This window comes from Sporosarcina newyorkensis, assembly GCF_900167515.1.
GTDB classification, from domain to species: Bacteria; Bacillota; Bacilli; order Bacillales_A; family Planococcaceae; genus Sporosarcina; species Sporosarcina newyorkensis.
In genome coordinates this window covers 427,496-439,839 of the sequence record NZ_FUYJ01000003.1, presented here as the reverse complement: position 1 = coordinate 439,839, position 12,344 = coordinate 427,496, and the positions used below count along the sequence as shown (strand labels likewise).

The window sequence follows — 12,344 nt, the reverse complement described above, 5'->3', positions numbered from 1 at the left end:
AGTGCGCCAAAAGATATGTAAGGAAATAGCGGATGAAGCTGTGGCAGCACTGCTTGAAGAGGTAGAGTTAACACCTAAACCAGGTCTGGTTGATATGCGTAATAATGGCTCACATCTAGACTTGAATATTCCAATGATGCGAGAATCTGCAATCTGTTTGCACGATACATTTTATAAGATGGCTGATCTTCATTATGATAAATCGCCGACAGTCCTTTTGCGTGAGCAATTTGGTGCAATTGGGCGTATAGGTGAAAAGAGGATGTATGCGGTTACAAATGGAGTCAACACACATAAAGGGGCTATTTGGTCAATCGGATTGCTGTGTACTGCGATAGCCCGTCGAAAAGGGGACATTTCATTTCCGCAAGTACTAGATGATGCTGCGGAGCTTGCTAAACTAACGGATCGGTTGATTCCCGTTCAACAAACGAATGGGGGAAACGTGAAGAAAAAGTATGGAATGCCCGGCGCAAGGGAGGAAGCTCAATCAGGCTTTCCGCATATTAAGAACTTTAGCTATCCTACTTATAAGAAGATGCGTGAAACGCGTACATCCACAGTGGCGAAACTGCTGACCTTGCTGGCACTGGTATCGAATTTGAACGATACTTGCTTAGCTCACAGGGGAGGATTGGAAGCATTAGACTATGCGCAGAAGGAAGCTGGTAAAGCAATTCAAAACTTCTCCGATGAAGCACTGTTTCGTCTAGACGATGAGTTTATAAAGCGATGGATCTCGCCTGGCGGTTCGGCGGATTTATTGGCAGCAACATTTTTTATTTCAAATTGGATCTCGAAAAATCAAAGGAGTGTGCGATATGGAGAAGTTGACTTATACATTTCCGGCAAATCGACCCATTCAACGTAAGACACATGTTGGAGTCGTAGGGTCAGGTGATTTGGAAATTTTGCTGGAACCAACCAAAGGCGAAGAAACGGTTGTTGAAATTCGTACTGGAATTACAGGTTATTCGGATACTTGGAAAAGAGTAATCGAACGTTTTATGGCCCAACAACAAATTCTTGCTTCTATAACAATTAATGATTTCGGAGCTACTCCCGGTGTAGTTTCAATTCGGTTAGCTCAAGCTGCGGAGGTGAGTATGAATGGTTAGTACATTGCCTGTTAGTCTTGTAGAAAGCAAAGCGAGAGAACGAGCGCAAGCCATATTGGATGAAGGGTCGGCAAGAGAATTGTTAGGACCGTTTGATCGATTTGAATCCCCGCACTTGGAAGCACAGAACATAGTACCTCAGAGTGATGACGGCATGGTTATCATGAAAGGGACAATTCACGGAAGACCTACATTAATTATTTCAATTGAGGGTAATTTTCAGGGGGGAGGGATCGGTGAAGTCTCAGGTGCTAAATTTGCAGGAGCATTGGAAAAGGCGCTTGAGGACTGCCAAAATGGTAACTTAATTTATCCGGTTATCATTTATGACACAGGCGGAGTTCGGCTGCAAGAAGCAAACTATGGATTGTTATCTATAGCTGAAATCAGCTCTGCTATAGTGGCTTTGAAAGAGTACGTTCCAGTGGTTGGCATTATTCCAGGTAAAATTGGTTCATTTGGCGGCATGTCTCTGACTGCAGGATTATGTTCTGCCCTTGTGATGACAAGAGAAGGCCGATTGGGAATGAACGGACCCGAAGTAGTAGAGCAAGAAGCGGGAATTCAAGAACTGAATTCCAAAAATAAGCAATTCATTTGGGAAATGATTGGCGGTAAAGGTCGCTTGAAGAGTGGATTGGTGGATCGGGTTGTGGAGGACGATGTACCCAACTATATAGAAGCAATTGAATCTGTATGGAGTAACCCGACATTCGCCAATCGGACGTTGCAGTATGAAGAATTCTTAAGTATGTTGCATGAACTTTCTTTAGATGGAAAAATAGATCCTTCAGTATCCAGAACTCTATTGCAAAATCGTACCAAGGTTAATGAAATAAAGTATGACACGAGCAATGGAAAAACAGCAAGTCGAGGACGTACTTGGTTCAACGTTCTTACGGATCATGCGCCATCTATTTCACCGGCACCAACAGTATTGGTTGCTGATAAAGAGCAGGATGGAAAAAAGTTTCGATATATTGCTGTCGTTCCGGACGAAGGAAATAAATTTTATCGAGCAAGACATGGTGAATTTGGATTAGTGGAAGCTTGGACAGTCGCAAAGTATGTGCGCGAAGCCGTTGAAGAAGATGCTGGTTCTAAGGAAAAAAGAGTTATCGTACCAATAGTCGATGTACCGGGGCAAGCATTTGGTTACCATGAAGAACTATTCGGTATTTATTTAGCATGTTCTGCTAGTGTAGAGGCATATGCCACTGCCCGTCAGCAGGGTCACCCTATCGTAACGTTGGTTGTAGGCAAAGCAATTTCCGGAGCATTTCTATCACATGGTATGCAAGGTAATCGTATCCTTGCATTTGATGATGATCAAGTTCAAGTACATGTCATGTCGAAAAAGTCTGCTGCTTTAGTGACGATGCGCACGGTTGAAGAATTAGAAGAGTTTGCAAAAACTGTTCCATCTATGGCATATGATGTTCATTCTTTTAAATCGCTAGGTGCGATTCATGAATTGCTTCAAGGCATTAATGCCGATCTACCGTCCAATGAGCAATTGCAGCAGGTAAAGGAATCCATTCAATCAGCTACTAATGATATATTGCAAACCACTGACCGTTCATTGCGTATCCGTCTTCAATCTCCAGAAGCAATTGAGAAAGGTCGCAAAGCTTCAATTGCTGTACGGAATGCTATAAATTCACAATGGAAGTAAAAGTGCACGACATCGTATATTTGGAATCTGACCTTGCGATCGAAAGCAGCGAATCTATGCCTGAATGGGTGTTAACAGAAAAAACGGCAAAAAACATAGCGGTTGTCCGACGTATGAAAACACTCGAAAATGTTGTCCCCATTGGATTCAGGGGAAATGAACGCACCAAGCGATTTGCTGCCCTGACACCTTTAGATAATATACAAAAAGTAATAACACCAGAACAGACGGCTTTTGGACAAATACCAAAAAGTCATGAACAGACAATTGTACATCTCAGACAATTATGTCGGGGTATCCGTTGGGGAATTGGAGGAAGTGTAGGTTTTACGATGGCAACAGGAATTCATGCTTGTACGGAAGAGAGTGATATCGATGTCATTCTTTACAAAGAGAGAATGGAATCGCTTAAACCGCTCCAACGCTTGCATGAACAAGTTCAACAATTGAATCATCAGGTAGATTTACAGGTCGAAGTTGCTAATTTTGGGGCTTGCCTGTTGAATGAACTTGTCACATCAACTACTGTCTTATTGCGTACAGGTACCGGTGTTTTTTTGGTACAAAGGGATAATTTGTTTCGCAGCAATTAAGCTACTCCTACTGTGATATGGTAACAGGCACTTTGTTGAAAAAGCCCTACAAGGAAGTACAACTCCTTGTAGGGCTTTTCAGTTAGTCTTCTTCTATTTCCATACGGTTTTTCTTGAAGAGCTTAGATAATATCTCATAAACGATTGGCACAACAATTAATGTTAACAAAGTTGAACTGATTAACCCACCGATTACTGTGATCCCAAGTCCTTTGGATATCAAACCGCCGCCACCGCCGGATCCAATTGCCAACGGAATGAGCGCACCGATTGTAGCGATTGCGGTCATTAAAATTGGACGTAGACGCGTTGCGCCCGCTTCAAGAACTGCTTCGCGCATTTTCATGCCAGTACGTTCCATACGGATAATCCGGTCCACCAGGACGATCGCGTTCGTTACAACGATACCAATTAACATCAATAGCCCCATCATGACAGAGATAGAGATGGTTTCGCCAGCAATTAATAAACCGACAAATGAACCAATTACTGCAAATGGTAACGAGAAGAGAATGGCAAACGGTGCAACCCCTTCACGGAATGTAACAACCAAGATGAAGTACACGATGGCAATAGCCGCTAGCATCGCCACAATTAGTTGTGTAAACGTTTCTGTCATATCTGCAGCAACACCTGCTACATCGACTGTTACACCTTTCGGTAAATCTAATTTATCAATTGCCTTATCGACTTCTGATGTAGCTTTTGAAATATCATCATCCAGAATTTTTCCTGAAACTGTTGCGTAGTATTCCCCTTGGCTTCGGGCAAGTTCATTGAGCGTTGTTCCTTGCTCAACTTCTACAAGTTCTGAAAGTTTCATTGTTGTACCAAGTGCCGTTGGTACTTCTGTTTCTAGTAAATCATCAATCGATTTTGGTTGAACAGCCTCTTCCTGTTGTACAATCACTTTTAATGAATTTCCTTCTTTTTCAATTGTCGTTAAGACATCTTGAGTTCTTGTTGGGTTTAACATCATGACAATTTGCCCTGTCGTTAGCCCGTACTGAAGCAATTCATCTTGCTCTACCTTGAGTTTGTACTCAACGTACGCGTCTTTTGCACTTGAAGAAACATCTTCTAAACGGTTGTTATCATTCATAACGTCTTCTACCATTTTTACGGCTTCATTTAGTTTGTCTAAATTTTCACTGTAGAAAGTGTAGCTGACTTCATTTGTAGACGCGCCCATCGAAGTGAAATCTTGGCTCTTCCACTCTCCAGTTTGGCCAATGTCGAATACATAGTCTTCGATTTCTGAGCGAGCTTCAGGGAAGTTCTTCATGTCTGGATCAAAGATGAGGAACATTAGTGCACCATTCGAACCTCCGCCCATCATTGCAGACATTGGGTCTCCCGCATCCGTGACAGATAACTGGACAATATCAATATCGTCACGCTTTAATAACTCTTGTTCTACAACTTCAATATTCGCCAACGTATCTTCCATTAACTCGCCTGTCTCGGGTGTATACGTTAGGTACATCGTTTTCTCTTCTTCACTACCCATAAAGCTAAACCCAATTAATGGTGTCAACGCCACACTTCCAGCTAACAATACAATTGAGATGATAGAAGTGATGACTTTATGATTTAGCGTCCAGCTAAGGATGCCTTTATACCAATTGGCTAGTTTTCCAGCTTCCTTATGGTTACTTTCTGTTTTCTCACCATATAGCTTTTTCCTAAATAGGAAATGAGATAACGCAGGAACAATTGTAATGGCAACAATTAACGAGGCACCGAGTGCAAATGTCATCGTTAATGCGAATGGCATGAACAACTCACCAACCATCCCACCTACAAAAATAAGTGGTGCAAATACCGCAACTGTTACAAGAGTTGAGGACATAATTGGTCTGAACATTTCAATCGTCGCTTCACGTACAAGTGCGCGTCCTGATAACTTCTCTGTTTTCAAATGCAAGCGCCGATATATATTTTCCACGACGACAATTGAGTCATCAATTACCCGACCGATCGCCACGGTAATTGCGCCGAGCGTCATAATATTTAACGTAATATCCATCCAATTTAATAGCAGTAAAGCCATGAAAATTGATACCGGAATAGATACAATTGAAATAATCGTTGATTTAAAATCGCGTAGGAAGAGCAGGATGATTAATATTGCAATTGCTCCACCAAATAACGCCTTCTCAATCATTGTTGAAACAGATTTTTCAATTGGCTCTCCTTGATCGAGTGATACGTCGACGACAAGACCGTCAATTGACTTCTCTTCTTCTTTGATTAATTTTTTTACGGCATTGACAACATCCACCGTGTTGGCTTGTTGCCCTTTCAGAATTTGAATGGCAATGGCATCTTCGCCATTTGTTCTTGAAACGGATTCTACTTTACCGACAACTTCAATTGTCGCAATGTCACCAAGCTTCACAAAAGGTGATGGATTACTTTCGGATGGTGTTACAGGAATCAGCATACCCTTTAATTCAGTTGCTGTCATGAACTTGCCGTCTACCGCAACAGCCTGCTCACCTTCATCAAATTCATAAAGACCTAATGACACCGCCAAGTCACTCGCTTGGATCATTTCTTTCACTGTATCTGGCGTAATATCCAGTTCTGCCATCTTTTTATCATCGTACGTAAGTTGTACTTCTTCAATATGTTGGCCTGTAATCGTTGCGGATGCCACGCCATCGATTTTGTTGATCTTTGGAAGTAAAATATCTTCAACAGTAGATGTTAGATCCACAATATCTTCAGTCGTACTACTTACACTTAATGCAACGACTGGCATCATATTCATGCTAAGTGCTGTAATCGTTGGTTTTTCGGCTTCTTCAGGCAAGGACACTTCATCTAATGCAGCGTCTAATGCGCGTTTCGCCTCATCCATGTCTATGCCGTACTCGTATTCTACTTGAATATTGGATACATTCGAATAAGAATTTGAATAAACGGATTTCACATGCTCGAGATTTTCGACTGCTTTTTCTAATGGCATGGAAATTTCTTCCATGACTTGCTCAGGGGTGGCTCCTGGATAGACATCCATAACCATTAAAAATGGAATTGATATATCCGGAAGTGTCTCTGTTTTCATCTTTGTACCTGAATAGATACCCGATGCAACAATGATGATTGTTAGCAACCAAACTGCTAATTTATTCTTTAGGACGAAATTGACTAAACCTTTCACTCTTACACCTTCCCTTATTTGACTAACCTCATTCAATTTCCTATACTAATGACTAATAAGTCACATGTCAACGAAAAACCTTAGGAGCGATCAGATACTCATGACAAAAAAACAGCTGATTATGGAGAAGGCAATAGAATTATTTGCAGAAAAAGGCTTTGAAGCAACATCAGTGCAACAAATAACCGATGAATGTGGTATTTCAAAAGGTGCATTCTATCTAACGTTTAAATCTAAAGACGAATTGATTTTGGCATTGATTGATTACTTTATGATGCAGTTCACCTCGGATATTGACTATGTGGTCAAAAACACAAAAAATAAAGAAGACCTTTTATATAAATTTTATTACACTATTTTCAATTCCTTTAGTAAACACGCTGATTTTGCCAAGATTCTTATTAAAGAACAAATACGATCATTTAATGAGGAATTTCTTCAAAAGAGCCATATCTACGACCAAGCAATGGATAAAATAATTTTATCGATGGTTGAAAGGCTATATGGTGATGAGATCCATCAGACAAAGCATGACGTAATGTACTGTGTTAAAGGCTTTATGAAAACATATGCAGAGTTATTTTTATTTCACAATTTACCGCTGGATTTAGATTTACTAGCCCGGTCGCTTGTGGAAAAAACAAATGTACTGGCAAGAAATATTACAATCCCGTTCATTTCAACTGAGCTGGTTCAACTGCTTCACCAATCAAAGGGAAAAGAAGCAACGAAGGATCAAATCCTTGAACTCATTGAACAAAATATAAATGAAATTGAAGAATCTATTGAAAAAGAGTCATTAATCCTCCTCAAGCAACAGTTAATCGAACCAGCGTTAAGCCCTGCGATTGTAAAAGGTTTACTTGAAAACATCCGAAATCACACCCAGTGTAAATGGACCTCTTATTTGCTTCGGGATTATTTTGAAGTACTCTAAAGGAAACAGCTAATCCATCCACCTGGCGTACTCTTTGGGATTTTCCCTTCAGTCAGGGATGCGTACTGAAAGAGAAACCCCTTACTTTTTGTTCGGTAGGGCAATGGTTTTTGCCTTGTACGTAGCTAGTTACATGATATTCGCTCTTGAAAAGATGAATACCAGCAGTCAAACAGCAACAGTGGGTAAATATAATACATTTCCAAGTTTATCAACCCTTTCAAAACCATTTCTATAATGTTAATATGAGTTGTTGGATGCGTTATTGGAAGTACATGATTACAAGTCATGTAGTGTATAAAAAGATACTACTAGAGGGTGATAATAGATGGCAGTGCAACCGGAGTTATGTCGAGTAGAAGATGCGCTTGGCATCCTGGTAGGAAAGTGGAAGCCGATCATATTATTGGTTCTACTGCATGAAGGTACGCATAGATTCAGTGAGCTAAAAAGAAGGGTGCCAGGAATCACACAGAAAATGTTAACCACTCAGCTTCGTGAACTGGAGGAAGAGGATATTATCAGTCGAAAAGTCTACCCCCAAGTGCCGCCGAAGGTAGAGTATTCCATGACGGACTATGGAAAGAGTTTAGAACCTATTTTAACAGCGATGCATGAATGGGGTACTGCACATACATTACGTAAAATGCAAAAAGTCCAAGATTAATTGAGTGACATCGTAAAAAAATAACTTTATTATTAGTAGTATACTTTTTGATACTATGCCACTTTTAAGTGCGTACTTATGTAAAAGTGGTTACCAAATTATAATAAAGATATACAGCAAGAGAAATAGATACAAGGGGAGAGTTTTGAGTATGAACATTTTAGTAGTAAAAGCAAACAATCGTCCCGCTACAGAAGCGGTTTCAAGTAAAATGTACGAAACATTTATGGCTGAATTAGAGGGTAAAGACGTCAACGTTATAACTTACGACGTTTTTGAAGAAGACACGCCTTATTTTGGACAAGAAATCTTTAATGCTTTCGGTAAAGTGCAAAACGGTGGAGAATTAACAGAAATTGAATCACGCCTTTTAGCTGCGAAACAAAAGGCAATGGATGCAGTCTCAGCTGCTGACGTAATTGTGTTTGCATTCCCACTTTGGAATCTAACAATCCCGGCTAAATTACAGACATTCATCGATTATGTGTATGCTGCTGGTTTTACATTTAAATACGATGCTGAAGGTAACCTGGTCAGCTTAATGACAGAGAAAAAGGCAATCTTCCTAAACGCTCGTGGCGGTATTTACTCAGCTCCTGAAGCGGCTCCAATGGAGATGGCTGTTAACTATATGCGCAATGTCGTCGGTGGTGTCTTCGGTATGCAAATCATTGATGAAGTGATTATAGAAGGCCACAACGCAATGCCTGATAAAGCGGGAGAAATCATTGCTTCAGGCATGGAAGAAGTAAAAGCTTCTGCTAATCGTTTACTCGAACTGACTGTTCACGCGTAATTTAAAAATGTAACAAGTTTTCACCGGAGTTACTAATACAGCATTTATTTGCAAACTCTTACCATCCGTCAAGTGCGGGTGGTTTTTTTATTGGTGCGAGGAGCTGAAATTGGTTGAACGAATAAATACTTTTAAAATAGTTATCAGAAAACTGTTGACAATCTGAAATATCCGTCGTATCATTGCTTTCAATAACACATTGCAGACCAAGAATGGAACTAGTAGAAGTGTTTGTGTCTTTTTAGAGAGCTGATGGTAGGTGAAAATCAGCAGGCGCACATTTTGAACTCATCCAGGAGTCACTCCCTGAACGTTTAATAGTAAGGGATGTCGGTTTCCTCCGTTATCGGGATAGACAGTGATAGCTGTTGATAAGTGGATTTGTCTATATGACAGGTCAATTAGAGTGGTACCGCGAGTATAACCTCGTCTCTATATTTCGATATAGAGGCGGGGTTTTTTTAATTTTACTAAAAAAGGAGTGCAGAGAAATGAGTAGAAAAATTTGGGTATTTGATACAACGTTACGTGATGGCGAGCAGGTGCCGGGAGCTAAACTGAATCTTTATGAAAAGGTAGAGATCGCACAGCAGCTCAAGAAATTAGGTGTCGATATTATTGAAGCTGGATTTCCTGCATCCTCTCAAGGTGATTTTGACGCGGTCCAAGCAGTCGCCCAGAAAGTAGGTAACACAAGTGATATAATGATTACCGCATTGGCGCGTGCAGTTCAAGCAGATATCGATTCGGTTTACAACGCGGTAAAATATGCTGAAAACCCTATGATTCATATGGTGCTTGGTACGTCTGACATCCACGTGGAGAAGAAATTCAATAAATCCAGAGATCAAATCCTGCAAATTGGCGTGAATGCAGTAAAATACGCAAAAAGCCTATTGCCGGAAGTACAATATTCAACGGAGGATGCTTCACGCTCCGAGTTTGAATATTTATGGAAAACCATCGAAGCTGTCATGAAGGCGGGGGCTACCATGATTAACGTGCCCGACACGGTGGGCTTTGCTGAACCTGAGGAATTCGGTGCAATGATTTACAAATTGAATGATCGAATGAAAAATCTGAATCCTAACGTTTTACTGAGCGTTCACTGCCATAATGACTTAGGTATGGCAACGGCCAATACTTTGGCAGCTGTCAAAAATGGCGCGGATAAAGTAGAGTGTACGATTAATGGAATTGGCGAGCGCGCTGGCAATGCAGCGTTGGAAGAAGTGGTCATGGCACTAAAAACAAGGAATGCTGTCTATAACGTAAATACACGTATTAACACAAAAGAAATTATCAATACATCGCGTCTAGTATCCAGCTTTATGGGATTGGATGTGCAAGTGAACAAAGCGATTACAGGAGACAATGCCTTTGCTCATTCTTCTGGTATTCATCAGGACGGTTTACTGAAATCAAGAGACGCCTATGAGATCGTTCATCCCGAAGATGTTGGCCTAGATGATATGGAGCTGATTTTAACAGCGCGGTCCGGACGACATGCTGTGAAAAATGCACTTGAAAATCTTGGGTTTGCCCAGTTGGCACCAAAGGATTTTGAAGGGATTTTCGAAGGTTTCCTAGCATTGGCTGATGCGAAGAAAGAAGTGTATGATCATGATCTATATGTAATCGTCGAAAATTATTATGAACAGCATGAAAAGGCGAATGTGACCAATTACAGCGACCATTTCTTTGAATTTGAAGACTTACAAGTCGTCAGCAATTCAAGTTTTCCTTCTGCAAGCGTGAAGATTCGTAAAGGCGGAAAAGTCTTCATGTCCAGTGCAGTCGGTTCTGGCCCAATTGACGCTCTTTATTCCGCGATAGCCGATATAACGAAAATTAACGTCAAGTTGGTGGAGTACGATATCAGCAGTGTTTCGCGAGGGAAAGACGCACTGGGTAAAGTGAAAATTACGATTGAACATGAAGGGGAAACATATATCGCAAAAGCAGCAGATACAGATATACTAAAAGCGAGCGCATTGGCTTACATGAATGCCATTAACAGTGTGATTGTTACCAGTCTAAAGGAAGCACCTGTGCAACCAGCCGCCGTAAATAGTTAATTTTCTCGGGGGTGTAATGGAGTCAATGAACGCAGCGGGTCTATTCTCAAAAGTCGTGGGCGGCAGTTCCAACAGATGTCTTTATAACAAGTTCTCAAACCGTTCTACGTCGGTTGAGAACTTGTTTTTATTCGTAATATAAATTAGGATCAGCTACAAGACTTTTATTCTTGTAACTTTATCCATTCTCATACGACTACTCTTATGAAAACATAAAAGGAGTTGGTTTTTTATGAAGATGAAGAAAGCTGTGCCATTCGCGATGTCTGCACTACTTGTAGGCGGAGCACTTACACCCGCTGCAGTTTTTGCAAATGAGGGAGGCAATTCAGAAGAGATGCAAGTAAAACCGTCATTTGTACAAGTTGAAGGGACGATTGAAAGTGTTGAGGTAGGCGAGCAGTCAACTCTTTATTCACTCAAAGATGGTGAAGAGACGAATGTCTTGGCTGTTATGAAAGAAACGCTAGTCTTCGATAACACCGGCAAACAGGTAGAATTAAAAAAAGGGGATAAGATTGTTGCGTACACGAATGCAGACAAACCGATGATTATGATTTATCCGCCACAGTACAGTCCCGATGTTGTTATTGTGGAAACGGAAAAGACAGGTTTCGTAGCGGTTGAGGCATTTGATGAAGACTTGTTAAGTAAACATCTATCATTGAAATTAAATGTGGATGAAAAGACGGTTCTTTCTAGTGTTTCAGGCAAAGAAGTAACTGCCGCTGATCTACCAGAAAAGGATTTGCTGGTTTTCTATACGATGACCACTAGAAGCATCCCTGCCCAGACTACACCAGAAAAAGTAGTGGTTCTTGACGGCAATGCAGATGATTCAGATTCCGAAAAGAATTCTGTTATCGAGGAAATGATTGCTGCCGACCACCACATGGTAAATGGGGTGAAGATGGTACCGCTTCGGGCACTTGCTGTGGAACTTGGATATAAGGTCGAGTCCACGGGCAAAGGGGCTATCATATCCAAAGATGCTCGTTCTTACACGATTACCCGAGGTGAAAAGGCGTATGGCTACAACAAATCACTTCGTCAATTTGACGTAGCACCTGATTTGCTTGAACGTTGGAAGACCTATGTACCTGTTGAGCTTATTGAAGATATGATGCAATGATGTTGTGCTCGCGAAGTAAGCTCAGTTACGAGTTTTGATAGAAGTTAAGAAGGAGCTGTTCAGGGAAGTCATTAAAATATGACTTTCTATGAACAGCTTTTTTATTCATATGTTAATTGTACATAGAGTGCCTTCAATCGGGAAACACGCTTAGGATTCTTAACGCTTCAATTCTTTAT

Annotated in this window: 10 protein-coding genes and 1 other annotated feature; of the genes, 9 read left to right on the top strand and 1 reads right to left on the bottom strand. The window is 40.9% G+C overall.

The annotated features are described in order from the left end of the window. Window position 1: 1 nt before the first annotated feature. The 4 genes from B5D59_RS08770 to B5D59_RS08755 are packed head-to-tail and all read left to right on the top strand — an operon-like array spanning window position 2 to window position 3,386. Window positions 2-871, top strand: coding sequence for a triphosphoribosyl-dephospho-CoA synthase (locus B5D59_RS08770; protein ID WP_078817650.1), 870 nt, complete (start codon window positions 2-4; stop codon window positions 869-871). After that, complete coding sequence (locus B5D59_RS08765) at window positions 822-1,118, top strand: malonate decarboxylase subunit delta (protein WP_078817649.1); 297 nt, start codon at window positions 822-824, stop codon at window positions 1,116-1,118. The genes B5D59_RS08770 and B5D59_RS08765 overlap by 50 nt, the downstream gene beginning before the upstream one ends. Beyond that, window positions 1,111-2,793 carry a biotin-independent malonate decarboxylase subunit beta gene (locus B5D59_RS08760; RefSeq protein ID WP_078817648.1) on the top strand — a complete coding sequence of 561 codons (1,683 nt, stop codon included), beginning with the start codon at window positions 1,111-1,113 and terminating at the stop codon, window positions 2,791-2,793. Before B5D59_RS08765 ends, B5D59_RS08760 begins: the two co-directional genes overlap by 8 nt. Before the next feature lie 2 nt (window positions 2,794-2,795). Further along, a complete protein-coding gene (locus B5D59_RS08755; protein WP_176132537.1) occupies window positions 2,796-3,386 on the top strand; it encodes a malonate decarboxylase holo-ACP synthase in 591 nt (196 codons plus the stop codon). An 82-nt stretch (window positions 3,387-3,468) separates the two neighbouring features. On the opposite strand, the gene B5D59_RS08750 is transcribed toward B5D59_RS08755, so the two are convergent. After that, window positions 3,469-6,555: an efflux RND transporter permease subunit gene (locus B5D59_RS08750; protein WP_078817646.1), complete on the bottom strand. Its 3,087-nt coding sequence runs from the start codon at window positions 6,553-6,555 to the stop codon at window positions 3,469-3,471. A gap of 100 nt (window positions 6,556-6,655) precedes the next feature. On the opposite strand from B5D59_RS08750, the gene B5D59_RS08745 reads away from it, so the two are divergent. From B5D59_RS08745 to B5D59_RS08725, 5 genes are all read left to right on the top strand, one after another. Continuing rightward, window positions 6,656-7,492, top strand: coding sequence for a TetR/AcrR family transcriptional regulator (locus B5D59_RS08745; protein ID WP_078817645.1), 837 nt, complete (start codon window positions 6,656-6,658; stop codon window positions 7,490-7,492). Between the two features lie 328 nt (window positions 7,493-7,820). Further along, window positions 7,821-8,159 carry a winged helix-turn-helix transcriptional regulator gene (locus B5D59_RS08740; protein WP_009766622.1) on the top strand — a complete coding sequence of 113 codons (339 nt, stop codon included), beginning with the start codon at window positions 7,821-7,823 and terminating at the stop codon, window positions 8,157-8,159. 151 nt (window positions 8,160-8,310) lie between these two features. Continuing rightward, window positions 8,311-8,955 carry an FMN-dependent NADH-azoreductase gene (locus B5D59_RS08735; protein ID WP_078817644.1) on the top strand — a complete coding sequence of 215 codons (645 nt, stop codon included), beginning with the start codon at window positions 8,311-8,313 and terminating at the stop codon, window positions 8,953-8,955. Between the two features lie 199 nt (window positions 8,956-9,154). Beyond that, window positions 9,155-9,392 (top strand) — a binding site (T-box leader). 54 nt (window positions 9,393-9,446) lie between these two features. After that, window positions 9,447-11,033, top strand: a complete 1,587-nt coding sequence (locus B5D59_RS08730) for a 2-isopropylmalate synthase (protein ID WP_078817643.1) — start codon at window positions 9,447-9,449, stop codon at window positions 11,031-11,033. A gap of 232 nt (window positions 11,034-11,265) precedes the next feature. Next, window positions 11,266-12,165 (top strand): stalk domain-containing protein, encoded by a 900-nt coding sequence (locus B5D59_RS08725; RefSeq protein ID WP_078817642.1) that lies wholly within the window; start codon window positions 11,266-11,268, stop codon window positions 12,163-12,165. Window positions 12,166-12,344 lie beyond the last annotated feature (179 nt).